Source organism: Streptomyces sp. sk2.1, assembly GCF_008120935.1.
Classification (GTDB): Bacteria; Actinomycetota; Actinomycetes; order Streptomycetales; family Streptomycetaceae; genus Streptomyces.
In genome coordinates this window covers 21,679-47,343 of sequence record NZ_RDBO01000065.1, presented here as the reverse complement: position 1 = coordinate 47,343, position 25,665 = coordinate 21,679, and the positions used below count along the sequence as shown (strand labels likewise).

At 71.1% G+C, this 25,665-nt stretch carries 23 protein-coding genes and 3 pseudogenes; 14 read left to right on the top strand and 12 right to left on the bottom strand.

The window, feature by feature from the left end; genetic code table 11:
- The coding region (locus EAO76_RS22625; RefSeq protein ID WP_148837964.1) for a DMT family transporter at nt 1-919 on the top strand (919 nt) is incomplete at its 5' end.
- 76 nt (nt 920-995) lie between these two features.
- Here EAO76_RS22625 and EAO76_RS22620 read toward each other — a convergent pair.
- On the bottom strand, nt 996-2,327 hold the full coding sequence (locus tag EAO76_RS22620; protein ID WP_148837773.1) for an aminotransferase class I/II-fold pyridoxal phosphate-dependent enzyme: 1,332 nt from the start codon (nt 2,325-2,327) through the stop codon (nt 996-998).
- A gap of 35 nt (nt 2,328-2,362) precedes the next feature.
- Between EAO76_RS22620 and EAO76_RS22615 the strand changes: the two genes are divergently transcribed.
- The gene (locus EAO76_RS22615; protein WP_148837772.1) at nt 2,363-3,055 is read left to right on the top strand and encodes a pyridoxamine 5'-phosphate oxidase family protein; all 693 of its coding nucleotides are present in this window, start codon (nt 2,363-2,365) and stop codon (nt 3,053-3,055) included.
- On the opposite strand, the gene EAO76_RS22610 is transcribed toward EAO76_RS22615, so the two are convergent.
- Together EAO76_RS22610 and EAO76_RS22605 are read right to left on the bottom strand one after the other, a co-directional pair.
- Nucleotides 3,037-4,095, bottom strand: coding sequence for a DMT family transporter (locus EAO76_RS22610; protein ID WP_148837771.1), 1,059 nt, complete (start codon nt 4,093-4,095; stop codon nt 3,037-3,039). The genes EAO76_RS22615 and EAO76_RS22610 overlap by 19 nt on opposite strands.
- Before the next feature lie 137 nt (nt 4,096-4,232).
- A complete protein-coding gene (locus tag EAO76_RS22605; RefSeq protein ID WP_187438748.1) occupies nt 4,233-4,835 on the bottom strand; it encodes a Clp protease N-terminal domain-containing protein in 603 nt (200 codons plus the stop codon).
- A 247-nt stretch (nt 4,836-5,082) separates the two neighbouring features.
- On the opposite strand from EAO76_RS22605, the gene EAO76_RS22600 reads away from it, so the two are divergent.
- Together EAO76_RS22600 and EAO76_RS22595 are read left to right on the top strand one after the other, a co-directional pair.
- On the top strand, nt 5,083-5,304 hold the full coding sequence (locus EAO76_RS22600; protein WP_148837770.1) for a hypothetical protein: 222 nt from the start codon (nt 5,083-5,085) through the stop codon (nt 5,302-5,304).
- Nucleotides 5,305-5,365: 61 nt separating this feature from the next.
- Nucleotides 5,366-5,794: an SRPBCC family protein gene (locus EAO76_RS22595; RefSeq protein WP_148837769.1), complete on the top strand. Its 429-nt coding sequence runs from the start codon at nt 5,366-5,368 to the stop codon at nt 5,792-5,794.
- A 121-nt stretch (nt 5,795-5,915) separates the two neighbouring features.
- Here EAO76_RS22595 and EAO76_RS22590 read toward each other — a convergent pair whose 3' ends face one another.
- Nucleotides 5,916-6,533, bottom strand: a complete 618-nt coding sequence (locus EAO76_RS22590; RefSeq protein WP_148837768.1) for a PadR family transcriptional regulator — start codon at nt 6,531-6,533, stop codon at nt 5,916-5,918.
- A gap of 234 nt (nt 6,534-6,767) precedes the next feature.
- Between EAO76_RS22590 and EAO76_RS22585 the strand changes: the two genes are divergently transcribed.
- Entirely contained in the window at nt 6,768-7,745 is a 978-nt protein-coding gene (locus EAO76_RS22585) for a threonine/serine dehydratase (RefSeq protein ID WP_148837767.1), read from the top strand.
- A gap of 610 nt (nt 7,746-8,355) precedes the next feature.
- Complete coding sequence (locus EAO76_RS22580) at nt 8,356-9,246, top strand: hypothetical protein (RefSeq protein WP_148837766.1); 891 nt, start codon at nt 8,356-8,358, stop codon at nt 9,244-9,246.
- A gap of 111 nt (nt 9,247-9,357) precedes the next feature.
- Here EAO76_RS22580 and EAO76_RS22575 read toward each other — a convergent pair.
- The 3 genes and pseudogenes from EAO76_RS22575 to EAO76_RS22565 all read right to left on the bottom strand — a co-directional run bounded on the left by EAO76_RS22575 (nt 9,358) and on the right by EAO76_RS22565 (nt 11,994).
- Nucleotides 9,358-10,633, bottom strand: a pseudogene (locus EAO76_RS22575) (IS701 family transposase).
- 488 nt (nt 10,634-11,121) lie between these two features.
- A complete protein-coding gene (locus EAO76_RS22570) occupies nt 11,122-11,376 on the bottom strand; it encodes a transposase domain-containing protein (RefSeq protein WP_262375690.1) in 255 nt (84 codons plus the stop codon).
- Nucleotides 11,377-11,604: 228 nt separating this feature from the next.
- Nucleotides 11,605-11,994 (bottom strand): hypothetical protein, encoded by a 390-nt coding sequence (locus tag EAO76_RS22565; RefSeq protein WP_148837765.1) that lies wholly within the window; start codon nt 11,992-11,994, stop codon nt 11,605-11,607.
- Nucleotides 11,995-12,064: 70 nt separating this feature from the next.
- On the opposite strand from EAO76_RS22565, the gene EAO76_RS22560 reads away from it, so the two are divergent.
- A complete protein-coding gene (locus EAO76_RS22560) occupies nt 12,065-12,487 on the top strand; it encodes a hypothetical protein (RefSeq protein WP_376300441.1) in 423 nt (140 codons plus the stop codon).
- A gap of 64 nt (nt 12,488-12,551) precedes the next feature.
- On the opposite strand, the gene EAO76_RS22555 is transcribed toward EAO76_RS22560, so the two are convergent.
- Nucleotides 12,552-13,079, bottom strand: coding sequence for a hypothetical protein (locus EAO76_RS22555; RefSeq protein WP_148837764.1), 528 nt, complete (start codon nt 13,077-13,079; stop codon nt 12,552-12,554).
- Between the two features lie 137 nt (nt 13,080-13,216).
- Here EAO76_RS22555 and EAO76_RS47685 point away from each other — a divergent pair, with 137 nt between their 5' ends.
- Both EAO76_RS47685 and EAO76_RS47680 read left to right on the top strand, forming a co-directional pair.
- Nucleotides 13,217-13,381 (top strand): hypothetical protein, encoded by a 165-nt coding sequence (locus tag EAO76_RS47685; protein ID WP_376044027.1) that lies wholly within the window; start codon nt 13,217-13,219, stop codon nt 13,379-13,381.
- 111 nt (nt 13,382-13,492) lie between these two features.
- Nucleotides 13,493-13,837 (top strand): annotated as a pseudogene (locus EAO76_RS47680) (hypothetical protein); the annotation flags it as partial.
- Nucleotides 13,838-13,958: 121 nt separating this feature from the next.
- On the opposite strand, the pseudogene EAO76_RS22545 reads toward EAO76_RS47680, so the two are convergent.
- A pseudogene (locus EAO76_RS22545) lies at nt 13,959-15,235 on the bottom strand (MFS transporter).
- A 431-nt stretch (nt 15,236-15,666) separates the two neighbouring features.
- On the opposite strand from EAO76_RS22545, the gene EAO76_RS22540 reads away from it, so the two are divergent.
- Entirely contained in the window at nt 15,667-16,299 is a 633-nt protein-coding gene (locus EAO76_RS22540) for an HAD family hydrolase (RefSeq protein WP_148837763.1), read from the top strand.
- An 86-nt stretch (nt 16,300-16,385) separates the two neighbouring features.
- Here the strand turns inward: EAO76_RS22540 and EAO76_RS22535 are convergent, their stop codons facing one another.
- Entirely contained in the window at nt 16,386-18,470 is a 2,085-nt protein-coding gene (locus EAO76_RS22535) for a hypothetical protein (protein WP_148837762.1), read from the bottom strand.
- A gap of 228 nt (nt 18,471-18,698) precedes the next feature.
- Between EAO76_RS22535 and EAO76_RS22530 the strand changes: the two genes are divergently transcribed.
- Nucleotides 18,699-19,520, top strand: coding sequence for a PhzF family phenazine biosynthesis protein (locus EAO76_RS22530; protein ID WP_148837761.1), 822 nt, complete (start codon nt 18,699-18,701; stop codon nt 19,518-19,520).
- Nucleotides 19,521-19,701: 181 nt separating this feature from the next.
- On the opposite strand, the gene EAO76_RS22520 is transcribed toward EAO76_RS22530, so the two are convergent.
- A complete protein-coding gene (locus EAO76_RS22520) occupies nt 19,702-20,481 on the bottom strand; it encodes a CPBP family intramembrane glutamic endopeptidase (protein WP_148837760.1) in 780 nt (259 codons plus the stop codon).
- Between the two features lie 183 nt (nt 20,482-20,664).
- Here EAO76_RS22520 and EAO76_RS22515 point away from each other — a divergent pair, with 183 nt between their 5' ends.
- The gene (locus tag EAO76_RS22515) at nt 20,665-22,455 is read left to right on the top strand and encodes a substrate-binding domain-containing protein (RefSeq protein WP_148837759.1); all 1,791 of its coding nucleotides are present in this window, start codon (nt 20,665-20,667) and stop codon (nt 22,453-22,455) included.
- 234 nt (nt 22,456-22,689) lie between these two features.
- On the opposite strand, the gene EAO76_RS22510 is transcribed toward EAO76_RS22515, so the two are convergent.
- Nucleotides 22,690-24,195, bottom strand: coding sequence for a glutamate-cysteine ligase family protein (locus EAO76_RS22510; RefSeq protein WP_148837758.1), 1,506 nt, complete (start codon nt 24,193-24,195; stop codon nt 22,690-22,692).
- Nucleotides 24,196-24,676: 481 nt separating this feature from the next.
- Between EAO76_RS22510 and EAO76_RS22505 the strand changes: the two genes are divergently transcribed.
- Both EAO76_RS22505 and EAO76_RS44745 read left to right on the top strand, forming a co-directional pair.
- Nucleotides 24,677-25,270, top strand: a complete 594-nt coding sequence (locus tag EAO76_RS22505; protein WP_148837757.1) for a hypothetical protein — start codon at nt 24,677-24,679, stop codon at nt 25,268-25,270.
- A 130-nt stretch (nt 25,271-25,400) separates the two neighbouring features.
- Nucleotides 25,401-25,640, top strand: a complete 240-nt coding sequence (locus EAO76_RS44745; RefSeq protein ID WP_187438747.1) for a hypothetical protein — start codon at nt 25,401-25,403, stop codon at nt 25,638-25,640.
- The last annotated feature ends 25 nt before the right edge of the window (nt 25,641-25,665 follow it).

Genomic DNA, 25,665 nt, shown 5'->3' with positions numbered 1-25,665 from the left:
GCCGGGAACGGCCCCGTCGGCCCCGGCCCCCGCCGCCCGCCGGGCGCTGGACTGGCGGATCCGTTTCGGGGCGCTCTCGCTCATCTGGGGCTTCAGCTTCCTGCTGATCAAGGTCGGCACCGAGGGGTACGCCCCGTTCCAGGTCACCCTCGGCCGCCTCGTGGCGGGCACGGCGGTGCTGGTGGCCGCGATCGCGGTACGGCGCGAACGGCTGCCGCGCGGCGCGCGCACCTGGGGCCATCTGGCCGTGGCCGCGTTCTTTCTGAACGCGCTGCCGTTCTCGCTCTTCGCCTACGCCGAACTGAGCATCCCGTCGACGCTGGCGGGCATCTGCAACGCGACGTCCCCCCTGTGGGGCATGGCCCTGTCGCTCGTGGCGCTCTCCGAGGACCGCCCGACCCGTCGCCGCGTCGCCGGTCTCGGGCTCGGCTTCCTCGGGGTGCTGACCGTACTCGGCGCCTGGCAGGGCTTCTCCGGACTGGACTTCGGCGGTACGGCCATGGCCCTGCTGGCCTCGCTGAGCTACCCGATCGGCTGGATCTACGTCCGCAGGACGCTGGCGGGCAGCGGTTCCTCGACGCTCGCGCTGACCGGGAGCCAGCTCTTCCTCGGCACGGTGCAGCTCGCCGTGGTGACTCCGCTGTTCACCTCGGCCCCCGACGGCTTCCCGCTGCTGCCGACCCTGGCGGTGTTCGCCCTCGGGGCGCTCGGCACGGGCCTCGCGGTGCTGCTGCAGTACGGCCTGGTGGAGGAGGTCGGGCCGACGACCGCGCAGATGGTCACCTACTTCATTCCGGTCATCGCCACCGCGGCCGGGGTGGCCCTGCTCGGGGAACGGTTGAGCTGGAACACCCCGGTCGGCGCCCTCGTCGTGCTGGCGGGCGCCGCCCTCACCCAGAGCAGGGCCCGCAGCCGCTGACGGCACCCGGCGGCCTCGAAGGCTTCGGAAACCTCAAGGGCCTCAGGCGCCCCGGGGGCCGTCCCCGGCCCCGGCGTCATCCGTAGTTCAGCGGTTTCGCCGGGCCCGCCGCTGCCGCCACCGCGTCGGCGAGCGGCTCGATGTCGGCCATGGCGAGCGGCGAGACGGTGAGTCTGATCCCCTGGGGCGCGGCCATCCGGAACCGCGCCCCGGGCGCGACGGCCCAGCCGGAGTGCAGCAGCCGCGCCACGGCGCCCGTCTCGTCGCTGACCGGCACCCACACGTTCATCCCGCTGCGCCCGTGGGCCTCCACCCCCCGCTCCTCCAGCGCCCGGACGAGGGCGTCCCGCCGCACGCCGTACGCCCGCGCCGTCCTGCCGGGGTCCACGGCCTCTGAGGTCCACAGGTGCACCACGGCCCGTTGCAGCAGTCTGCTGACCCAGCCGGGCCCCAGCCGCTGCCGTCCCGCGACCCGATCGACGGTGACCGGGTCGCCGGTCAGCACGGCGACCCGCAGGTCCGGGCCGTACGCCTTGGCCACGGAGCGCACGAACGCCCAGCGGTCCGTGGCACCCGACAGCGGGTGCAGCGGAAGATCGACGATGCCGTGTCCGTGGTCGTCCTCGATCAGGAGGACCCCGCGGTGTCCGGCGAGGACGCCCCGCAGCTCGAAGGCCCGCCCGGCACCGATCGCCGCACCGGTCGGGTTCTGGGCCCGGCCGGTGACCACGAGGGCACGGGCCCCGGCCCTCAGCGCCTGTTCGACGGCGTCGGGCAGCGGCCCCTCGTCGTCGAGGGCGACGGGCACGGGGCGCAGCCCCAGCGCGGGCACGAGGTCCAGCATGCTGCCCCAGCCCGGGTCCTCGACCGCCACCGCGTCACCGGGCCTGAGGTGCGCGGCCAGAACCCGCTCGATCGCGTCCAGCGAGCCGGAGGCGGCGACCACGGATCCGGCCGGCACGCCGTCGGCGTCCAGCACGGCACGGGCGAGCGCGGCGAACTCCGGGTCCACCGGGGCCTGCCCGTACAGGCCGGGCCGCCGGGCGTACTCCTGCGCGACCGCCGCGAAGGCGTCCCCCAGCGCGGGCAGCAGGGCCGGGTCGGGGTTGCCATCGCCCAGGTCCCGCACGCCGGGAGGCGCCTCGACCCGGAGCGACCCGCGCGCCGTGCTGGCAGGGCGCGGTCGCACCCTGCTGCCCCGCCGCCCGGCCGTCTCGATCACTCCGCGCTCGCGAAGCGTGCGGTACGCGGCGGCCACCGTGTTCGCGTTCACCCCCAGTCTCTCCGCCAACTCCCGCATCGGCGGCAGCACTTGGCCCGGCGCGAGCTCGCCCGACCCGACCCCGCGCTCCACACTGGCGGCAATCTCCGATGCACGCCGCCCGACAATCCGATACTCTCCTAGCACAAACAAGATTATGCACTAGTGCAATGGAGTGCGCAATGTCGGACACCCCTTCCCCGCAGGCCACGTCCCCGGACGCGACCGGATACCCGCCGACCGGGCGGACCGTGCCGACCCGTTCCCGGGAGCGCGCGGCCTACGACCGGGAGCTGGTCCACTCGATACTCGACGAGGCGTACGTCTGCCATCTGGGCTTCGTCCGCGACGGCGCGCCGGTCGTCCTACCGACCCTCTACGGCCGGATCGGTGAGCGGCTCTATGTGCACGGCTCGACCGGCTCCCGGCCGCTGCGCGAGGCGGGCCGCACCGACCCCGGTCTGCCCGTCTGCCTGACGGTGACGCAGGTGGACGGCCTGGTGCTGGCCCGTTCCGCCTTCCACCACTCGATCAACTACCGCTCCGTGGTGGTGCACGGCGTCGCCCGCACCGTGACCGACCCGCAGGAGCGGCGGACCGCCCTCGACGCGATCGTCGACCACGTGGTGCCGGGCAGGTCGGCGGACTCGCGGCCCGCCGACGAGAAGGAACTGGCGGCGACGGCGGTGATCCGGCTGGACCTCCGGGAGGTGTCCGCCAAGATCCGCACCGGTGGCCCCAACGACGAGGCCCGCGACCTATCGCTCCCCCACTGGGCGGGGGTCGTCCCGCTCGCCCGCGGCTACGGGGCGCCGCTCCCGTCGGACGACCTCGACCCCGCGATCGGCGTCCCGGACTACATCACGGCGCTCTGACCGGGCGACGGCCGGCCCCGCCTCGCGGCCCCACCGGCCGACGGCTCTCCCCCGGCGGCGCCCCGGCCACCGTCCGCCCCCTCGGGGCTCACCCCTCCCGACGCGACGGGCCCCGAAGGGGCCTTCGGGGCCGACGACTGGGCGATGAAGGCACCGATCAGGACCGTGGCGCCGCCGATGAGCTGGGGGGCGGACAGGTGCTCGCCGAGCATCACCCAGGCGAGCACGGTGGCGATGACCGCCTCCAGACAGGCGACCACCCCCGCCACGGCCGGCGAGAGCAGCCGCACCGAGATCACACCGGTGACATAGGCGATCACGGTCGCCAGCAGCACGATCCAGACGAGCAGCAGCCAGGCGGGGACCTCCGTGCCGTTCATGCCCGCGTCGCCGCCCAGGACCGTCCAGTCCATGCCCCAGGGCCGCGCGACCAGCGTGAGGACGATCGCGCCGATCAGCAGCCCGTACGCGATGACGCCGACCGGGTGCGGCGGTTCGACGCCGTCCGCCCCGTCCCCACCGCCCGGGTCCGACAGGACGAAGTAGCCGACCTGGCAGCAGGCGGCACCGAGCGCGAGCAGCAGCCCGACGACGTCGAAGCTCAGCCCCGACCAGATCTCGACCACGCAGGCGAGCCCTCCGACGGCGAGGACCACACCGACCGCGGCCCGCCGGGTGACCGGTCTGCGCTGCACGAACCTGACCCAGCCGAGGACGAGCGCGGGCGCCAGGTACTCGACGAGAAGGGCGACGCCGACGGGGATGCGGGAGATCGCGGCGAAGTAGCAGGCCTGTACGCCCGCGACGGCGAGCAGCCCGAAGCCCAGCAGCAGAATCGGCCGGCTGCGCACCAGGTCCCGATGACGCCAGGCCACGGGCAGCATGATGACGGCGGCACCCGCCACGCGCAGCCACACCACATGGAGCGGGTCGAGCCCGGCCTCGATCAGCGGCTTGGCCGCCACCCCTGAACCACCGAATGCGAAGGCCGAGGCCAGGGCGATTCCCAGGCCGGCGCTTCTCCCCTGAGACGCGTGCATCGGCACATCATGACAGCTGAGGTCAGGAGCGTCACCCCTGTGACCCCTGACTCACGCCCCCCATGGAATGAGCAATTCCGCCCCACCTGGCTCTTGACCGTCCGCCCCTCCGGCCCACCCGGTCACCCCTGCGCCACTCAGTCACCCTTGGTCCACCCGGTCACCCCCGGCCGGCCGTCGACCTCCCACGCCTCCCGGCCGACGGTCCCCACGATCCGGGCGGCGAGCAGTTCCGCGTCGACCCCGGCCCGCTCCAGCACCTCGACGGCCCGGCACTCGCGGTCCGCGGCGAGCGCCGCGAGCAGATCGAGCCCTCCGGCCCGTACGTCACCGCGCGACTCCGCCCGCTCCCGCGCCCCGGCCATCGCCGAGGCGGCCGAGGGCGACCAGCCCTCCGCCGCGACGTCCCACACGATGGATTCCGGGTCCGGGACGACCGGAACGGCCCCGGAGTCCTCCACCGACCCCTGCCAGCGGAGCCCGTACCCGATGCTGCGCTGGACGAGGTAGCCGAGCACTTTGGCCAGTTGCGGCCCCCCTTCGAAGGCGGACCGCACCTCGGGGTCCGATTCGATGAGAGAGTGCAGCAGATGAGCCGTGTCGATCTGTCGGTCACCGTCGCGAAGTGCACGCCTGCGGGCACCCGTCACCACGACGGCCAGCTCCGCGGTGAGTCTGGCGTCGAGCCCGGCATGGCCAAGGGCGGGCTGCTGGGGGATCCGCGACGTCCGGTTCTGCACGTCTCCCACCCCATCAGTTCCGCGGTGCCGGGACATCGCCGGAGCGGCCCATTTAGGCATCCCACGCAAGTTGGGCACACCAGAGCGGTTTCTCCTCCTTGCGGATGAGATCTCGCCATTTCTGGATCCGATCGGGAAAAACGGCGCGCGCCGTCTTGCCACGCGCCCCCCGGGCAACCGCGGAGAGCTTCCCGTACGTCCCACACAGCCCACACCCCATGCGACAGCCGGAAGGGAGACCGCGGACGTGTCCTGGCTGGTCGCCCTGCCGGCTCTCGACGGGCGGGATTACGTGTACCGGGTCCACGCGCCCGAGGACGCGCTGCGCGCCGACCTCTTCTGGGCAGCGTTCCACTGTCACGACGACGGCCCGCACCCGCGCGCCTGCGACCGGTTCGACGCCGCCCTGATCTGGCGGGCGGGGGCCGAGGGGACCGGACGAACCGATCTGACGGTTCATCAGTATTGAATGTTCACGCCACTGCGGCTACGTTCCGCGACACCGTTACCCACCGAGAAGGGGTGGTCGCATGGCCGAAGTCAGTGCGGAAGCGCGCATCGGAGCACCGGCCGAGAAGGTGTGGGCCCAGCTGACGGACTTCACCGCGTACGGCCGGTGGAACGCCACCCACACCAGCTTCCCCAAGGGTGGCCCCGAGACGCTCGAACTCTCGGCCACCTACGAGGAGAACATGAAGCTCATGGGTTTCCCCGCCGAGGTGACGTGGACGGTGGCGGAGCTGGAGACCACGCGCCTGCTGGCCACCCGGGGCAAGGGGCCGATGGGGGTCACGCTCGCCATGCGCTACTCCCTGACCCCCGACGGGGACGCGACCACGGTCCGGATAGACGGCGAGTTCACCGGCGCCGCGGTGTCCCTGATGGCGGGCAAGCTCAAGGACTCGGCGACGGCCGCGCTCGTCGAGTCGCTGCGCAGGCTGGACGGCCTCGTCACCTGAGGACCCGAGGACCACACCCCGTCGCCCGAGGGCGCGAGGACCGTCCACCGGCACCACCCCTCCACCGACGGAGAAGGGCCTCGCGGCCCGGCCGCGAGGCCCCGACACCGTGCCCACGGGCTCACTGCTCGTCGGCAAGGATCAGATAGAGCTTCTTGCGGGCGTCGTTGATGACCGTGAGCGCCTTCTGGCGCTGATCGGCGGAGCCGGTCTTCCAGACCTGGCCGAACGCCTCCATCAGGCCGAAGCCGGCCTGCCGGATCTCGTTGAGGCTCTCCCAGTCGACGCCGCGCCCGACTTCCTCCCAGGGCGCCTCGGCCCCCGACTCGGCCTCGGCGCGACCGGCGTCGGTGAGCGTGAACAGCTTCTTGCCGCCCTCGCTCTCACTGACGATGAGCCCCTCGTCCTCCAGCAACTGGAGGGTCGGGTAAACCGAGCCGGGGCTGGGCTTCCAGGCCCCGCCGCTGCGCTCGCCGATCTCCTGGATCATCTCGTACCCGTGCATCGGACGGTCCTTCAGCAGCGCCAGGATCGACGCACGCACATCACCGCGCCGCGCCCTTCCCCTGCCGCCGCCCCGGCCGTGCCCGCCACCGAAGGGGCCACCCCCGAAGGGCCCGCCGCCGAACGGCGGCCCGAACTGCCCGAAGGCCGCCCGGTGCCCCTCGAAGTCACTGAATCCCCGGTGGGGGCCACCGCGCCCATGCCCGTACTCATGCTCGTGTCCATGTGAACGCATCACTGGCACTCCTTCTATCGTTGATCTGTCGCGATGCTTCGACGATATATCGGAACCGATCGCACGGCAATCCTTTCCGTCTGTGTCCGCCCGTGTCCCGTCCCCGCGCGGATCACGCCCTGCCCCGGGCGATCCGGCCCGGCCCGCTCGTCGCACCGGATGGCCGACGGCCCGTTCAGCGGGCTTCGGCAATCACTCGTGAAGGGGCGGCCGACGGCGCTAGGCTGCCGTGCCGTGCAGGAGACACGCCTCGACACCGCTCGGATCCGAGCAGCCCGCCGGGTGATCGATCCGATGTTCCTCGACACCCCTCTGTACCGCTGCGAGGCGCTGGAGCCCCACCTCGGGTGCGCGGTGAGCATCAAGCTCGAAACGGCGAACCCGGTCCGCAGCTTCAAGGGGCGCGGCACCGAGGTGGTCGCGAGCCGGCTCGCCGATGACGGTTCGCGAGCAGTGGTGTGCGCGAGTGCGGGCAACCTGGGCCAGGCCCTCGCCTGGTCCGGTCGCGGCCGGGGGCTCGACGTCACCGTCGTGGCGTCCCGCTTCGCGACCGCGGCCAAGCTCGATCGCATCCGCGCCCTGGGCGCCCGGCTGGAGCTGGTGGACGGCGACCACGAGGCGGCGCGCGAGCGGGCCGCGGACATCGCACGGCACGACGGCATCCGGCTGGTCGAGGACAGCCTGGACATCGAGACCTGCGAGGGAGCGGCGACCATCGGCCTGGAACTGGTGGATGCCGCGCCGTCGTTCGACGCCGTCCTGATCGCTCTCGGCGGCGGGGCACTGGCCACCGGCGTGGGTCATGTGGTGAAGGCTCTGGCGCCCGGGGTCGAGGTGATCTGCGTCCAGCCGCTCGGCGCACCGGCGATGACACGCTCCTGGCACCGACGGCGCGTCGTCACCACCGACTCGACCGACACCATCGCCGACGGCGTCGCCGGCCGGCACCCCATCCCGGCCGTCCTGAACGACCTCCTCCTGGTCGCCGACGACGCCGTCCTGGTCCGGGAGGCATCGATCGTCGCCGGCATGCGGATGCTCCTCGACCACGCCGGCCTCGTCGTCGAACCGGCGGCCGCGCTCGGCGTCGCGGCGATCCTCGAAGACCGTGACCGCTTCGCCGACCGGCACGTGACCACCATCGTGTGCGGCGGCAATGTCGACATGGACGCCTTTCACCGCTGGGTCGCTGATCCCGTCCACCGGCCTTGACGATTGTTGCCCCGGCCTGTCCGATCCGTACGGGACCGACTGCGGCAGGGGCGGAGCGCGGCCGCTCGGTGCGCTGACCGTACCTGCGGGTGAGGCGAGAACTCGGGGCCGCCGAAGACGCCCGGCAACGGCAAGTGGCACACCGCGTCCGGCACCAGGAACGCCTCTCGCGTCGGGGTTTCATGGCGGCGCTTCCAGTTTCCGGTGGGCACGCGCTTCCGCCCAGGCCCGGAACGCCGCCCCTGTACCGCGGCCCCCTGAGCGTGCACGACCCTTCCCGCCACTGGCGGGGCCCCATGCAGGTCCCAACGCTTTCCGCGCTCCCAGGGGCCGGGGCCAAGGACTTCCCCGATGCTCACAGCGGCGTGTGACGCCCTGTACGGCTGCACCCTGTCGCCCTGGTCCGAACGGTCCACCACTGACAACTCCCGGTACGGAGAGGCCCGCCTGCCCCCGGCCGCACTCCGGTGCAGGACGGCGCCCGCCAGAGGGTCTCGGTCACATGGGCCCGTACCGCATGGGGGAGGATGCGGCACGGGAGGGGATTTGAATGCGTTCAGAAACGCAAGTGCCGGTGCAGACGCAGGTGTCGGTGCGGACGCAGGCGCGCGTGAGGGACAGGTTCGGCGCGGTGCTGACGGCTTCGATGTCGGTGCTGTTCGTCGAGGCCGTGATCGGGACGATCGCGCTCATCGTGTGGGAGCAGACCCGGGAGAGCCCGGGCCTTCCCTACAACGCGTTGGGAATCATCTTCTTGATCGTGCTGGCACCGTTCATCGCGGCGGCAGGAGCTGCCCTCGGCGCCCTGTTGTCGGTCGGCGTGGTGATGCCGCTCCTGGTCGTGGCCGGGTGGCTCGGTCGCCGGTTCCCGGGGCGCGAGGCATGGTGGTGGGTCCCGGTACTGGCAGCCGCCGGAACCGCCCCGCCGACCCTGGCCGTGTCGGCGCTCGTGGAGACCGGCCCCCTGGCAGGTCCCGGCGGATGGCTCGCGGCAACGGCGGCGGTGGCCGTCACCGCACTGGTCGCCCGCAGGCTGCTGTTGCCGGACCGCCCATGGCTCTCCGGCGGCGCGATGTTCGGGTGGGTGACGCTGTACGGAACGCTCGCTGTCGTCACCGTCGGCGCACTCGGCGTCATCGGCCTGTACGCCGGGATCGGATACGAGCCTCCGCGGCTGAGCACGGAACGGGTCGCAGGTACGTGGTCCGACGGAAAGGGCGGCACACTCGTCCTCACGGCGGATGGCAGGGCCACGGCGACCCGCATCGAAACGTTCGGTCTCGACGACTCCTCCGACCCCGTGGTGCACGAGTGCACCGGCACCGGCACCTGGGAGTACGACCCGGGTACCGGACCGTGGTCCCAAGAGGTCGATGTGTCCCTCGACGACTGCCCCATGGACACCTGGAAGGTTTTTGGGAGCCCTGAGCATCCAAAGTTGTTCGTCTACATCGGCGACCCCGACAGCTGGGACCTCTACATCCTGCGACGCCGCGACTAGTAGGGCTTGGTCATGTTGGTGCGGGGTCTGGCATGTCGCGGTGACAGGTGGGGCAGGCGCCGGTCCAGGTCGCGATGAGTATCTGCAGCTCGCGGACGACTCGGTAGAGGCTCAGGCCGGCGCCGTCTCTTTTGGGGATCGGGTCAGTCGCTGAAGGGTGCAGAAGGCGTGGGCGACCGAGACGAGGGTGACGTGGTGGTGCCAGCCTGGCCAGGTTCGGCCTTCGAAGTGGGCCAGGCCCAGGGCCTGTTTCATCTCGCGGTAGTCGTTCTCGATGCGCCAGCGGAGCTTCGCGGTGCGCACGAGGACGGGCAGCGGGGTGGTCTCGGGCAGGTTGGAGAGCCAGAACTGCACGGGCTCGTCCTGGCCGGCGGGCCATTCGGCCAGCAGCCAGCGGACCGGAAGCCCGGTGCCGACCGTGGCCTTGCGGATCTCACGTCCGGCGGGCCGAACCCGCAGGGCCACGAAGCGCGAGTACATGCGCTTGTACCCGCTGCGGCCGCTGCCCGGCCGCGATCCCTCCCTCCACTGCACCGGCCGCGCGGAGTTCTTACCGGCCGCGATGACCAGGCCCTTCACCTGCTGGGCCGCCTCGGGGTAGGCAGGAACCGGCCGTGGGCCGCGGCCGGAGTAGGCCGGGGTAGGCCGGGGTGCAGGGCTGTGCGCCTTCGGGTTGCGCGGTGGTCGTGGTCGAGATGCCCACCACGTACTCGAGGCTGCGTTCTTCCAGACCGAGCCGGAAGGCTGCGGTGTCCCCGTAGCCTCCGTCGGCGATGACCTGGGGCACCTCGATGCCCCAGGACCGCGTTTCGTCGATCATGTCGAGGGCCAGCTGCCACTTCTCGACATGGCCCACCTGGACGGGGATGGCGCACTTGTCGCGGCGGGCCACCTTGGCCGGGTCGGCCTTGGGCGAGGCGGGATCCCAGCTCCCGGGCAGGAACAGACGCCAGTTCACGGCCGCGGAGGCGCCGTTGGAAGCCAGGTGCAGCGAGACTCCGGCCTGGCAGTTGGTGACCTTGCCCGCGGTGCCGGTGTACTGCCGGGTCACGCACGCCGACGCATCTCCGTCCTTGAGGAATCCTGTGTCATCGATGATCAACGCGGTGGGCTTGATGACGGGCTGCATGCGCCAGGCCAGACGGGCCCGCACATGCGCCGCATTCCAGGGGCTGGAAGTGACGAAGTGGGCCAGGGCCTGCCGGTTCCCGTCTTCGCCCAGGCGGCCGGCCATCGGCTCCACCGACTTGCGCCCGCCGTCCAGCAGCAGGCCCCGCAGATAGACCCCGCCCCACCGCCGCTGATCCGCCCGCGCGAACGGCTCGAACATCTCCGCCGCGAAGTCCTCCAGATCACACCGGACCGCAGCCAACTCCTCACCCAGCACACACGATCAACGAAACGACCGATCAAGAAGACACGCCATCACGGACCGCACATGACCAAGCCCTACTAGGTCCAATACCGGTGATTTAGGTGTTTTTCTGGTGCTTGCTGGTTGTTTTGATGGGTGGGACGAATGTGATTGCCCTGGTGGGTGGTCGGGGCGGGTCGCGGTGGTGGGTGTGTTTGAGGTGCCAGTTGGCCATCTTGCGTTTGGTGACGCGGGGGTTGGAGCGTTGCCTGCGGGGTGGCAGGAGTCGTTCCAGCAGCTCACGGATGGTGTGGGTCAGAGCTTGGCTGAGTCGTGAGGGGGGAAAGTGCCGCCTGGTCGGTGACGTGGCGGCGGGCGATGCGAAGAGTGCGGGGTGAAGGACAGCCGGTCGGGGTCGAGGCCGGCCCGGTGAGCGGTGTGGTGCATGACGTCCCGAAGTGCGTGGTGGACGAGGAGGAAGCCGTAGATTTCCTGCTCGACGCCATCGGGGTACTGCGATCTCAGGACCAGCTGGCGGCCACCTTGGTGGGTCTTGACGTCGGCACGTGCCATGGCTTCTCCCACTGCCGCACCCGTTCCAGGCCCTGCGTCAGCAGCCGGGCGACTTCCTCATGGCCCTGCCCGGAGAACAGGCACATCGCGAGCACGAAATACACCACCACCCGGGCCGGCAGCAGCCGGGAACGCTGTTCCCGGCGCCCGCACTCCGCGATCACCTCATCCACCACCCCGGGTGGAAACACCCGCGTCAACACCCCCAAAGCGATCCGGTCCGACAACCGCTCACCCGACAACTTCACCTGCCCAGGCCTTGGCACAACACATCCGACGACCAACACGGCTCAAAGTCACCGGTATTGGACCTAGACGACCAATTCCAAGGGATGCCTGCGGAAGGTGTGGGGTGAGCGGCGGTCGAAAACCACCGCGAGACGGTCGGGCGGCGGGCTACCGGCCCTGGTTGTCGAGGTGGCAGCGGGCGGTCAGGCGTCAGGGCCGACTTCGGGGTGCGTGAACCGCACAGGCTTGCCCAGCGACCGGGCGTAGGCGATTTCGGCTCGGGTGCTGTCTCCGATGTAGTCGCCGACCACGAGCACCTCATCAGCGAGCCGGATCTTCGCCCGGTGCAGATCGTCGAGTCGAACCTTCAGCGCCCGGGCCTCGACAGGATCGGACCAGAGTTCGTGCGGCGACTTCATGTCACAGCCCGGTTTGACGACGATCCTTCCGGCTCCGGTCTCCCGTAGATCGGCCTCGTTCATCTCGGTCATGAAACGGGTGGAGCCGCAGATCACGACGATACGCGGGAGGCTCAACAGCCTCTTCGCGTCGGCGAGCTTCTCCTCGGGGGTGAGCAGTTTCGGGTATGACACCGGTTCCTCCTGGTGGTGCGGTCAAAGGGGTGCCTGCGGAGACGAGAACGAGGGTGCCCAAGGTCGTTCTGTGACGAACGACGTGGACACCCTCGCGACAGCGCTCCATGCGACGACCGACAAGATACTGAGGGAGCATCCCGATTTGGCGCCGTGGCGCCCACAGGTCGGCATCACGTCCCGCCTGAGCGATGCCGAACTGGTCACCCTCGCCACGATGCAGGCCATACTCGGCTGCACCTCCGAGGCCAAATGGCTCCGCCATGCCCGTGCCCACCTGCGCCACCTCTTCCCTTACTTGCCCCAGCAGCCCGGCTGCAACAAGCGGCTGCGCAAGGCCGCCGGTCCGACGCAAAGCGTCAACCCGATCCTGGCCATCACCACTTCGGTGTGGAGCGACGACGTATGGGCCGTGGACTCCACCCCGGTGCAATGCGGCCGACGCACGCGAGGCCCTCCTCGACCCCTGGCCGTCGAGTGCGAGCTTCTCTGAACGCATCCTCACGCCGACCACCGCGATCTGGCACGACAACGCCACCGGACAAACCGTCCTACCCTCACTGACCACCTACGCCCACTGGCCCCTTGGACCAGATCATCCGAGGCATGTCTCCTTGACCGTCCACAGGCCGGGGTGCTTGCGGATGATCCACGAGGGTGCCATCAGGATTTCGCCCGAAGGCGGCCTCCAGAACAGCAAAGAGGTCTGCCTCGGGGACCGTGGCGCGGACCTCTGCCAGAACCCGGGGGAAATCGTCATCGTCGATGGCGCCCATGTGCTCCTGACGGAGTCGGCAGATGGTCTCGACGAGCTCCGGCCTCAGCCGCATCCAGGCACGGGAGGTACGGATCTCTTCATCGACATGGTGCATGAACCAGCGCATGACCTCGTACGGGACGTCCACGTGCCCTGCCTGCGGGTTGAAGCACACCGTCGGCTCCCGTGCCGGATCCTCGTCGGGGACGATCGCGGTCATGAGGTTTCGTTGCCCGGCCACAAGATCCAGTTCCAGGTACCAGGCGTCATCGGGCACGGAGTACATCGCGGTGATCGCGTAGTCGCCGTCGGGATGTCGGAAGGCCATGGCCGCATGCTGCCACGCTGGATCGAGGAAGCACCTCTCCAAATGTGCGGCCCGACACCCCTGTTGTACGGGCCCGGACGAGGACGGCAGCGAAGCAGAGCGCTGCCCGGCAGACGATGGCCAGTGCGTCCGTTCGCATGGCCGGGCCCGCCACCGCGCCCCCGGCCGGTTCCGCGACGAAGGACGCCCCGGTCGCACCGCGGGAACCCGAGGCCCTGTCGGCCTGGTTGGCCTGGTTGGCCGAGTCGACGGAACTGATGCTGGACGCGCTGCGCGAGACCGGTCCGGATCGCGGTTGCTGAACGTGGTGGGGTTCGTCGCAGTCGCCGCAGACCTGTGGCGCCGTCGCCCGGCACCAGCACCAGCACCAGCACCAGCACCAGCACCAGCACCAGCACCAGCACCAGGAGATCATGGTGCACACCTACGACGCCCAGACCACCGTGGGCGCTCCGCAGCCGCTGCCGGACGAGGCGGCACTCGACGGTGTCGAGGATTTCCTGTTCACCTGCTGCGCGACGCCGGGCGCCTGGCCGCGCAAACCCGCCACCATCGGCTTCCGCGCCGCCGAGGGCCGCTCCTGGCGCCTCCCGCTCTCCGCCGACGGCGCGCACTCCACCCGCCTCGCCACCCCCGGCGCCGCTGCGGACGAGGGGCCGGACGCGGCCGACGCCTCCGCCCGGGGAACGGCCGGTGCGCTGGTCCTCTTCATATACGGCCGGACCCCGGCGGACTCCGTGGAACTCAACGGCGACCGGCAGCTGTTCGACCTGCTCCGTGCCGGGGAGCCGGAGGAGCAGGACCTGACACCGCGCCGTCCCGGGCACGCCCGACGGATCGTGGCGCGCAGCACGGGATCCGGCATGTGCTGGTCCCCTCTCAGCGCGGCAGTGTCCGTGCCAGGTGTGCGAGAGGGGACAGGGTCACCAGCAGTGGGGACAGCATCATGCCCGCGGCCGCCACCAGGAGGCCGGTGCGCAGTCCCCACTCCCGCGCGAGGAAGCCGCCGAGCAGCGAGCCGAGCGGGGCCGGGCCCATGCCGACGAACGTGACCGTCGCGGCCGCCCGGCCCTGCGTCCCGGCCGGAGTCACCGCCTGTCGGACGGCCATGACCGTGACGTTCACCAACTGACCGCCCGCCCCGAACACGAAACCGATCGCGAGGAGCGCGGGGACCGTCACCGCAGGGGAACCGTGCAGCGCGGGCACGCACAGGAACGCGCCGCCGCCCAGTACCGCCGCGGACACGAGCACCGCGCCGCGGCCGAACCGGCCCGGCAGTCGGGCGGCCAGCACCGACCCCAGGAGCGCGCCCGGTCCCACCGCCGTGAGCGACAGCCCGACGGCGGTTCCCGACAGGTGCAGTTCTCTTGGCAGGAAAAGCAGTTGGACGGTCATCACGGCCGCGAAGAAGAACTGGAAGGCGGCCGACGCGAGGCACACGGTCCGCAACGAGGCATCGCCCACGACGAAACGGAGACCCTCGTGGATCCTCCGCCACACGGGAGGGGGACGTTCCGAATGTTCCGAACGTTCCGCATGCTCCGGTTCATCCGAATGCTCCGGACACTCCGGCATCGATTCGCGGTGCCGGAGCCGCCGGATCGACAGGAACGACAGGAACGACAGCGCGAAGAACAACGCCCCACAGGCGGCGGCGATCGGCGCCAACAGCAGTGACACCAACGCGCCGCCGAGGGCGGGACCGGCGGTCAGTGCCGCGGACCGGCTGCTTTCGAGCACACTGCTGCCCGCACCAACCGGTCGCGTTCCACCAGCCGTACGAGAGACGCCTGATACGCCACGTCGAAGAACACGGACAGGGCTCCGACGACGAAGGCGACCACGATCAGCACGGGCAGACCGAGCAGGCCCAGGAGTCCGACCGACGCTGCGGCGCCCAGTACCAGGGCCCGTCCGGCGTCCGACAGCATCATCACCGTACGGGTCCGCCACCCGTCCACCCACGCACCGACGAAGAGCGTGAGCGGCAACGCCGGAACCTGCCCCGCCGCACGGAGCACGCCCAACGGCCCGGCGCCGGCGTCGAGTGTCAGGACGGCGAAGAACGTCAGCACCAACAGGCTCGTGTGTTCGCCGAGTCGGGAGGCCGTCTGTCCCACCCAGAGGCTGCGGAAGTCGCCGTCCCGCCACAGAGCAGGCGAAACGGGACGGTCGGAATCGGATACGGCGAAGGACGAGAAGGACGGCACGGTGACCCCTCGGACTGCCGACGACGAGGCCCGTCGCCCGGTGCGCGACGGGCGCACCGACGGCTCGGGCGGAAAGGGCTCGCTGTGCCGCAGCATCAGGGGCAGCACGCGATGACGGGCCGATCACGGCCCATGACGTCAACGCGCGCTCGGGCGACCGGGCATGCCTCAGCTCCTCGTGGATCGTTCGTCGAGCCCGGACACCAGCCTTAGCCGGCCGGTCGGGAAAGGGATTTGTCGCCGGGGCGGACGTCCCGTGCTCGGCGCCGCCCGAACGCCGGCGGCACGAGTTCATGACCGCACGCCTCACACCTCACGCCGGACGCCGGGCACCAGGTGCCGGACACCGCCGAGCCCCGTGCTATCCAGGGGCGATGACGACTTCCAGTATCTCCGGCAGGCCCTTCGACGCGGTGCTGTGCGACCTCGACAACGTGATCCGCTTCTACGACACGACGGAGCTGGCCCGCCTGGAGCGTGACGCGGGGGTGGCGCAGGGCACGACCATGCGGGTGGCCTACGCACCGGAGACGGACCTTCCGCTGCTTCTGGGCACGATCACCGAGCGGCAATGGGTGGAGTCCATCGTGACCGGCCTCTCGGGGCAGGTGGGAGAGGACCGGGCGCGCGAACTGGGCACCGCGCTCGCCCGGGCACCGTTCCGGGCCGACGAGGTCGTGGTGGCCATGCTCCGTCGCGTACGGGCGCACGTTCCCCTGGTACTGGTGACCAATGCGAGCGTGGCGCTGGAGGACGATCTGGCATCGTTGGGGCTGGCCGACCTCGCGGACCACGTCGTCAGCAGTGCCCGGGTCGAGGTGGCCAAGCCGGACCGGAGGATCTACGAGATCGCGGCCGAACGGGCGGGGGTCGCCGCGGACCGGTGCCTCTTCGTGGACGACCGGCTGGAGAACGTCGAGGCCGCGGTCGCGCTCGGCATGACCGGCGTGCACTACCGCGAACCCGCCGATCTCCACGAACCGTTGAAGCTCCTGCTGAACGACTGAACGGTTGATCTGCCGTTCTCGTCACTCCCGCCGCTCCCCCGCTTCCCCCGCTTCCGCCGCTTCCGTCACTTTTGCCGTTCCCCCTGTCAGGGCAGGGCGAGCGCGTCCTCGATCATGGCCCGGAGCTCCTCGTCCTGGAGGAAGGCCCGATAGTCCCAGTAGGGCGACAAACGTCCGTCGCGCTCCCGTATCGTCCGGAGGGCGGTACGGGCCGCCGGGGTGATCGTGCCGATCCGGATCAGGGCCCGCAGCGCGTCGCCGAAGGCCCCGTAACCGTCGTCACCGGCGGCGAACGCCAGGACGAACTCCTCCAGGACCGAAACACTCGGCTCCGGCTCGCCCGTGGCCGCCCACAACGCGAGCGCCGCCTGTGTCCGGCGACATCCTTCGGTGTTCTCCATGATGTGTCGCACCCGGTCGGCGTACGGTGCGACCGCGGCGCCGAAGTCGGCCAGGAGGTGGACCGGTCCGTCGCGCGGACCCTCCCCGTCCAGCACCGCGCCGCCGATGACGCGCAGCGCCGATGCGGCGTCGCCGCCCAGGCGCCAGGCGACCCATGCCGCCCTCCAATGGCCCGCCGGGTGGTCGGGAACCATGCGTTCGCGCAGGGCCGGTTCGGCCCGCACCGCGGCAGGTCCCATCGCCGCCAGTACGTCATCGGCCGCCCACGAGCCGCGCGGGTCGCCCAGCAGCGGCAGGACCTCGGGCAGCGCCGGCAGTGCGTCCCGCCCCCACCCCTCCAGGACCCGCAGGAAGGCACCCGTCAACGGGCCGTGGCCACCGCAGCGCGCGGCGTGGTGCCGCATCGTCTCCCGGAGGGGCGGCAGCAGGACGTCCGCGTGCGCCCGCAGCGGGACGAGCACGTCGTCGATGTCCGGAAGCCTCGGCTCGTCGCTGCAGTAACCGCGTGAGTAGTGCTCCCGGTACGGCTCGTACAGCCGCTCCACCAGCCCCGGAAGGGCACGCGTGTCACCGATCCGGGCGAGTGCCCAGCGCGCGTAGTCGCCGACGGTGCCCTCGATGTACGAGTGGTCGTCCTCTGCCGGGTCGTCGACGAGCCGGGCGAGCCGGTCGGCGTACGGGGCGGCCCGCCGGCCGAGCACCGCCAGGAGGCTCGCCGCCTTGAGCCGTACGGTGTCGTCCGGGTCGGCCAGCAGTCCGCCCGCCACCGGCAGCAGTGCGGCCGCGACGGACGGCCGGCACACCAGCAGCTGCCACGCCTCGTCCAGCACGGCCCGGCGCAGGACGGTGTCCCCGGTCCGGTCCGCCGCCCCGGCCAGCCGGACCACGAACGCGGCCGCGGCCTGCGGGGCGTGGTCGAACAGCCGTCCCGTCCAGCGGATGACGTCCTCGCGGGAAAAGGGGTCCTCGACCTCCTGCTCCCACCAGATCTCCGCGAACCGCGGCCGCGAACCGGGGTCGGCGAAGACCTCCACCAGCACGTCGGCCCGCCGCACCGGGGCATCCCGGTCCAGGCGCGCCCAGGCGTGCAGGGCCGCGACCTTCATGACGGGCTCGCCGTCGCGCAGCACGTCGGCCAGCACCGCCCGCACCTCCTCGACCGGCCCGGCGCCGCTCCCCGCCGTCGCGTGCTCCGACGCGCCGTCCGGGCCCTGCCCCGTCGCCTCCACCTCGGTGGCGGCGGCCGCGCCCAGTTCCAGCAGCACCGGCAGTCGTACCGCCGGATCCGTCTCGGTCCGCCACCGCTCCAGCAGCGGCGCGACACCGGTCACGAGGAGAAGGGCCGCCCGCCGCACCACGGGGTCCGGGTCCGCCCGCAGTGCCCGGATCGCGTCCCGTTGGCGCCGCCATGCCGCGGACCATTCCTCGTCGGCCTCGTCCTCTCCGGCCGGACGCGGCCCGTTCGTCGCCGCCCGGTGCAGGCATTCCAGCAGCTCGACGAGTGTGCCGCGGGCGCCCATGCCCGGATCGGCGGCGAGGGCGACCACGAACGGCAGCGCGGCGGCCGCCGCCGGGATCATCCGGCCGTCCTCCGTGACGAGACAGGAGAACAGCGGATGACAGTCCTCCTCCGTCGCGGCCCCACCCGCCCGTACGAGGCGGCGCAGCGTGCGCGGCACCTCCGCGACCGGATGCTGTGGAAGTGCCGACTCCAACCGGCCCCAGGGCACCTCGTCCAGCCGGTCCCACAGCGCCGTGTCCAGCGACATGCCCGTCACTCCCACCTCACGATCTCGGCGACCACCGCCCACGTCCCCTGCTCGCGACCGGGCGGCGTACCGCTCGATCCCACCTCCCCCGGCCCGACGACTCAACCGATTTTGTCCACCGGGCCCCACCCGTCCCAGCGCCGCCCACCGCCCGTCGGCCGGTTTTCGGGGCCAATGTCATGGGATTGGCCTTGGCCCGCGGCTCCGCTCCCCGCTTACGTTCACGTCATGAGGATTCGCACCGTCGACACGTTCACCGACCGTCCCTTCACCGGCAATCCCGCGGGAGTCATGATCCTGGACGCCGACACCTTCGGCGACGACGGTCTGCTCCAGCGGATCGCCGCGGAACTGAACCTTTCCGAGACCGCCTTCGTCAGCCCCCTGCCCCCGGGTGGTGGGGCCGACTGGGCGCTGCGCTGGTTCACCCCGGCCGCCGAGGTCGACATGTGCGGGCACGCCACGCTCGCCACCGCGCACGTCCTGCACACCACGGGGGCGGCGAGCGGCACGATGCGCTTCACGGCCCGGTGCGGAATCCTCACCGCGGCCGTCGGACCGGACGGCGCGATCACGCTCGACTTCCCCACCGCCCCGCTGACGCCGGAGCCCGCCCCGACCGGGCTGGCCGCCGCCCTGGGCGCACAGCCGCTCTCCGTCCACGACACGGGCCCGTACGTCGGCGACCTGCTGGTGGAGCTGTCCGACGAGGCGACCGTACGAGGGCTGCGACCCGATCTCGTCGCGCTGGCCGGTCTCTCCCGGCGGGGCGTCATCGCCACGGCCGCCGCGCAGGATCCCGCCCTCGGCCACGACTTCGTCTCCCGGGGCTTCTTCCCGCGCCTCGGGATCGACGAGGACCCCGTGACCGGCAGCGCCCACACCGCTCTGGCCCCCTTCTGGTCCGCGCGGTTCGGCCGGGACGAGTTGACCGGGCTCCAGGTCTCCGCCCGTTCCGGCCTGGTCCGCACCTCGCTGCGCGGCGGGCGGACCCTGCTGACCGGCAACGCCGTGACGGTCATCGACGGCGAACTGCTGACGGCGCCCTGAGCCCCGGCCCCGCGGCGAACCGCGCCCGGTCGGTGCGGAAGGCTCCCGTAGTACGAAAAGCTCCCGCGCGGAAGGCTCCCGTACGAAAGGCCCCTGCACGGAAGGCTCCCGTACGAAAGGCCCCTGCACGGAAGGCTCCCGTGCAGAAGGCTCCCGTACGGACCCGGCGCGGTTCGCCGTCTCACGGCGTGGGCAGCCAGCCCACCTTCCCCGCCAGCAGGGCGTATCCGACGAACGCCCCGACGTCCAGCAGCGCGTGCGCCGCGACCAGCGGCCCGACCCGGCCCCAGCGCCGGTACAGCAGCACGAAGACGACGCCCATCACCATGTTGCCGATGAAACCGCCGATGCCCTGGTAAAGGTGGTACGAGCCGCGCAGCACCGAACTCGCGGCCAGGGAAGCCGTCGGCGTCCACCCCAACTGGTCCAGCCTGCGCAGCAGGTACCCGACGACGATCACTTCCTCGACGACGGAGTTCTGGAGCGCGGACAGGATCAGGACCGGGAACTTCCACCACACGTCGGGCAGGGACTCCGGCACCACCGTCAGGTTGAACCCGGCGGCCCGCGCCACCAGGTAGAAGGCGAGTCCGGCGCTCCCGATGCCCGCCGCGATCATCGTGCCGCGCCCCAGGTCCGACCACGGCCGGGCGCGGTCGAATCCGATGGCCCGCAGCCCTGTTCCCTCTCTGATCAGCAGATGCGCGACCAGTGCGACGGGCACCAGAGCGGTCGTGATGTCGAAGAGCTGCCAGGCGAGATCCAGCCATGGACGCCCGGGGGCGTACGATCCGTTGAGCGTTGCGGCCTGATCCTTCAAGCCGCCTGGTTTCGTCAGTGAACCGACAAAACTGATCAGGGCAGACACTCCGCTGGCGCCCAACGAGAGGGCCAGCACGAGCACTGTCTCGGACCGCAGAATCCGTCGCGGCACGGCCTCCCGGGGAAAAGAATCAGCCACAAACCCCGCCTCCACCTGTACACCTGCCTTGAGTTGTGCATTCACGTCCCGTTCCGCTCCCCGTCCGGTTAAGGTCTCGAATGCAGGTACGAAGATCATGCGCGACTGGCCGGGGGACGACCACCATGGTGATGGGGTGGTCCCCCTTTTCCTTGTTCATCCTCAAGGAGGGGCACCACCGACATGGGACGTCACAGCTTGCCCGACGACCACGCGAGGGACGGAAGCGGGGACGGGTCACCGCCCCGCCGTCGCCGCACCGTCGTGATCGCGACCGCGCTCGTCCTCGCGGTGGCCGCGGGAACGGCGGTCGCCGCCCGGGGCGGTCTGCTGTCGTTCTCGGAATCCTGCGAGGACTCGGCCGTACGGCTGTCCATGGTGGCCTCGCCGGACATCGCCCCCTCCGTGCGTGCCCTCGCCGACCGGGCACGCAAGGACGAGGTGCGGTCCGACGGCCGCTGCCTGTACGTGACGGTGACCGCCCGGGACTCCTACAAGGTCGCCGAGGCCCTTTCCAGGGACACCCGCGCCCCGGACTACCAGATCTGGTTGCCCGACTCCGACCTCTGGCTCGACCGGGCCGAGGGCTCCGGCGACGGCGTCCCGCTGACGCCGGGCGATTCCGTCGCCTCCTCCCCCGTGACCATGGCCATGGTGCCGTCCGCGGCCAAGCGGCTGGGCTGGCCGAAGAAGAAGTACTCCTGGGCCGAACTGACGGCCGCGACCATGGAGTCGGACAGTACGGGCCTGGGCTCGGCCGACCCGGCGCGCAGCGCCACCGCGCTGCTCGCCCTCACCGGCATCGGCACGTCCTCCGAGAAGCAGGACGGTGACAGCGACACCCGGGTGGCGGCGACCGCCAAGCTGCTCGCCCAGCGCATGTCGGACAGCGACGGCCAGGTGCTGAAGACACTGGCGCGGAGCGGGTCGGGCGGCAAGAAGGGCGACCCGGACCGCAATCAGGCGCTGCTGCTCTCCGAACAGGCCGCGTTCGCCCACAACGCGGAGTCGGCCGACGCCGCGAAGCTCGACCTCTTCTACCCCGAGGACGGCACCCCGCTCCTCAACTACCCGTACACCATGGTCGACGAGAACAGGATGAGCACGGCCGAGGGCCGGGCGGCGCTGCGGTTCATGACCCTGCTGAACGAGCCGGACTCGCAGGCGTTCCTGGAGAAGCACGGCTTCCGGAAGGTCGACGGAACCGCAGGGGAATCGGTGGTCGCATCGGCGGGTGGCAAGAAGCCCCAGCCGTACGCCACCGCGGCCACCATCCAGCCGACCGCCGAGGAACTCCAGCAGACGCTCGGCATGTGGACGATCACCGTCCAGAGCGCGCGCCTCACCACGGTCGTCGACGCCTCGGGGTCGATGGCCACGATCGTGCCGGGACGCAACCAGTCCCGGATGGACGTGACCAAGGCGTCCCTGATCCAGGCCCTCGACCAGTTCACCCCGAACGACGAGATCGGGCTCTGGGAGTTCGCCACCACGCTCGACGGCGACAAGGACTACCGCAGGCTGATGCCGGCCCACCGGCTCGGCGACCCGGCGAAGGGCGGCGGCACCCACCGGGAGAAGCTCTCCGCCGCCTTCGCCGCGCTGCAGCCCGTGCCGGGCGGCGCGACCGGCCTGTACGACACCATGCTGGCCGCCTACAAGGACGCCCAGGCGACCTATGTGAAGGGCAAGTTCAACGCCGTGGTGATCCTCACCGACGGATCGAACCAGGACGTCCGGTCCCTGTCCCGCAGCGCCCTGATCGCGGAGCTGAAGCGGATCGCCGATCCGCAGCGTCCGGTGCCGCTGCTCGCCATCGCCGTAGGTCCCGAGGCCGATCGCGAAGAGGTGCACGAGATAGCGAAGGTGACCGGCGGCGGGGGCTACCAGGTCACCGACCCGGCCGACATCCAGGCAGTGATCCTCCAGGCCATCATGACGGCCGGGCAGAACGGCCGCGTCGCCCAGGATTAGCGCCGCGCGCCCCGGGCCGGGCGGCGGACGGCGCGCCTGCGGCCCGGGGCACGCACGACGCGCCGACCGCACCGGGCCCGTACGACTCATTCGCCGCACCAGGCCCGTACAGCGTCTGCCGGTACGGCACATCCACCGCACCGGGCCCGTACGACGCATGTCCGTACGACGCATCCACCGCACCGGGCCCGTACGGCACGCATCCGTCGCCGCGGGCGCGTACGGCGTTGCCCGTCACGGCCTGGGCGCGCCCGTCGGCCAGCTGTGCACCGGTTCCCCGCCGTGCATCAGTTCGGCGTACCGCCGGGTGGTCGCGGCCAGTGCCGCGTGCCGCCCGAGCCCGGCCTCCCGCGCCTCGTGGTAGGTGTCCACCTGCCAGGACGCCCCGTTCACCCGTCGCCTGCAGCGCTCCTCGATGATCCCGAGATAGCGGTCGCGGTCCGCGGCCTCGATGTTCCAGGCGTCGAGCCCCGCCGCGGCCAGCGGCAGCAGTTCGTCCCGTACGAGCTTGACGGCGGGCACCCGGGCCAGTCCGCCCGTACGGCCGGGACGCGGCCAGATCAGCTCCGCGTCGATGCCCCGGCGGCAGGCGGTGTCGAAGTTCTCCGCCGCCGCCTCGAACGGCATCCGGGTCCACACCGGGCGGGGCTCCTCGGCCAGCGCCCGTACCAGCCCGTAGTACAGCGCCGCGTTGGCGATCACGTCGGTGACCGTGGGGCCGGCGGGCAGGACCCGGTTCTCCACCCGCAGGTGGGGCACGCCGTCGACCAGGCCGTACACGGGCCGGTTCCAGCGGTAGACGGTGCCGTTGTGGAGCACCAGCTCCTGCAGTCGCGGCACGCCGCCGTCGTCGAGGACCCTCAGCGGGTCCTCCTCGTCGCAGATCGGCAGCAGCGGCGGGAAGTAGCGCACGTTCTCCTCGAAGAGTTCGTACGCCGATCCGGTCCACCGCTCGCCGAACCAGGTCCGGGGCCGCACGCCCTGGTTCCGCAGTTCGGGCGGCCGGGTGTCGGTGGCCTGCTGGAAGAGCGGCGGGCGCGATTCCCGCCAGAGCTCCCTGCCGAACAGGAAGGGCGCGTTGGCACCCAGTGCTATCTGCACCCCGGCGACGGCCTGGGCCGCGTTCCACACGGCCGCGAACCGCTCCGGGGTCACCTGGAGATGGAGCTGGACCGAGGTGCAGGCGGCCTCGGGGGTGATCGAGGCGGAGGTGCAGGCCAGTCGCTCCACACCCTGGATATCGAGTGAGAAAACCTCGCCCCGGGCGGCCACCATTTGATCGTTCAGCAGGGTGTAGCGGTCCGCTTCGGAGAGGTTCGCCGCCACGAGGTCCGTCTGCCCCAGGGTGGGAAGAATACCGATCATCATGATCCCGGCATCGACCTCGCCCGCCTTCCGGTGGGCATATCCGAGCCCGGCTCTGAGCTCTTCGGCCAACTGGTCGAAAACTCGCCCCTCCAGGCGGTGCGGGACTATGTTCACTTCCAAATTGAACATCCCTAGTTCCATCTGGAAATCGCGGCTCGCGATGCGCGGGAGCACCTCCCCATTCAGCATCTTCGGCATCCCGTCGGAACCCGCGAGATTCAGCTCGATCTCCATGCCCATGAGGTTGCGGGGGCGATCGAACCTCCGCTCCGCCAGAAGTCTCCCCAACCCCTCCAGGCACTGGTGGAGCTTCCTCCGGTACCTCTGCGGATCGGACAGGTCAAAGGCTCCGGACACGACCTTCTCCCCCATCGGAGCGTCCCTCCCTCAAGTGGGCGACCCACGGCCCAGGCCACTCGCGTCACGATCGATAATGCCCAGACCGAGTGATCCATAACGCCTACGCGAACGCCGCCGACCCAGTAGTCTGAGCCCTGCGGCCCGCGGCACATTCCATGGGCATGGAGCAGCACGCGGTATCCCGCCGGGGACGCGGTGAAAACGCCGACGTGATTCGGCCGACCACGCCGGGGAGAAAACACCAGGCGGTGACTGCGCGGCGGACACGAAAACAGTAGATTCTCCGCATAATAAAGTCCTGATACCGCCTTGTCGGCAATAGCTGCGACGGCTAGTGGAATCACCGCGTGAACGCGTGTCGTATAAACTCCGCGGACGAGGCAGAGAGTTGACGCACCGGATCGGTCACCGGCCCCTCTGGCCCCGCACGCCGACAACGCCGTCTGCACCCGCCCACGCACCACCGTGTCTCCGAAGTGAGAGGCGACCCATCATGCCGCTGCATGTTCCCCCGGCTCCCGCGCCCGCTCTGCGCAGCGTCCTCGCGGCACTCGGTTCACCCACCGCCGTCCGCGAGGCCCGCACGCCCGCCCTCCGGTCCGCCCAGGGACCGCTGAGTCCCGAACTCCCGCTTCCCGTCCATGTGCTGGACCGGATCGGACCGGGTGGTGTGGCACCCGCCACCAGGCTCGCCGCGTGGCGTTTCCTGATCCGCGGCCCGGAGCAGGCCGTCGCCGCGGCGGACACCATCCTCACCGCGGACGGCTGGGCCTTCTCGCACTTCTTCGAGGGGCCCTACATCGCCTCGACCGAACTCGCCCTGCGCCAGGCCGAGGCGGTGACGTCGCCCTACCAGCCGCGGCTGCTGTCCATCCCGGAGCTCTACATGCTGGCGCTGTGGCTGCACGCCGACGCCGAGGCCGACGCCGCCGGCGGCGCGCTGGCCCCCGCCGACCTCCTGGTTCCGCTGGCCCCCGCCCCGCCGGGCATCGCGGCGCACCGCCCGCACCGGGTCGCCGACCTGCTCCGGGTGATGACCCTGCGCATCACGCCCGGCCCCGGCCCCCTGCTCGGATCGCCCGCCTGAGGACGGCCGCGCCGTCGCACCCGCACCCCGTGCCCCGCCCCGAGTGGCGGGGCACAGTGCTGTGGGGGCGCACTCGCGCCCGTCCGGACTAGGTTCTGTCCGGCGGATCATGAGGCCATACGATCTGATCGTGATTGATCTCCAGATCCGACGCGAGAACGGCACGATCGAGGCCCGCGCGAAGCACGGTGTGGCCTGGGGGCCTGAGCTGGCTGGTCTTGATCAGTCAGTGTTTCCAATGCTGGGACACCTGCTGCCGTACGCGGACACCGTTTTCAACCACCGGCAGGTGTCGACCCTGTTGGAGGAGGTACCGAGGCTGCCTGTAGGTGTGCTGACTGATGAGTTCGCGCGTGAGTTGGTGAGTTGATCGAGCTGGGCCACGTAGTTCTTGA

Excerpts from the sequence above, each read along its gene's own strand:
- EAO76_RS22615 (WP_148837772.1), top strand. The coding sequence starts at position 2,363 with ATGTCGGACACCCCTTCCCCGCAGGCCACGTCCCCGGACGCGACCGGA.
- EAO76_RS22540 (WP_148837763.1), top strand. The coding sequence starts at position 15,667 with ATGACGACTTCCAGTATCTCCGGCAGGCCCTTCGACGCGGTGCTGTGC.
- EAO76_RS22530 (WP_148837761.1), top strand. The coding sequence starts at position 18,699 with ATGAGGATTCGCACCGTCGACACGTTCACCGACCGTCCCTTCACCGGC.
- EAO76_RS22610 (WP_148837771.1), bottom strand. The coding sequence starts at position 4,095 with ATGCACGCGTCTCAGGGGAGAAGCGCCGGCCTGGGAATCGCCCTGGCC.
- EAO76_RS22595 (WP_148837769.1), top strand. The coding sequence starts at position 5,366 with ATGGCCGAAGTCAGTGCGGAAGCGCGCATCGGAGCACCGGCCGAGAAG.
- EAO76_RS22590 (WP_148837768.1), bottom strand. The coding sequence starts at position 6,533 with ATGCGTTCACATGGACACGAGCATGAGTACGGGCATGGGCGCGGTGGC.
- EAO76_RS22510 (WP_148837758.1), bottom strand. The coding sequence starts at position 24,195 with ATGGGGGAGAAGGTCGTGTCCGGAGCCTTTGACCTGTCCGATCCGCAG.
- EAO76_RS47685 (WP_376044027.1), top strand. The coding sequence starts at position 13,217 with ATGGCCGGGCCCGCCACCGCGCCCCCGGCCGGTTCCGCGACGAAGGAC.
- EAO76_RS22555 (WP_148837764.1), bottom strand. The coding sequence starts at position 13,079 with ATGGCCTTCCGACATCCCGACGGCGACTACGCGATCACCGCGATGTAC.
- EAO76_RS22505 (WP_148837757.1), top strand. The coding sequence starts at position 24,677 with ATGCCGCTGCATGTTCCCCCGGCTCCCGCGCCCGCTCTGCGCAGCGTC.
- EAO76_RS22515 (WP_148837759.1), top strand. The coding sequence starts at position 20,665 with ATGGGACGTCACAGCTTGCCCGACGACCACGCGAGGGACGGAAGCGGG.
- EAO76_RS22535 (WP_148837762.1), bottom strand. The coding sequence starts at position 18,470 with ATGTCGCTGGACACGGCGCTGTGGGACCGGCTGGACGAGGTGCCCTGG.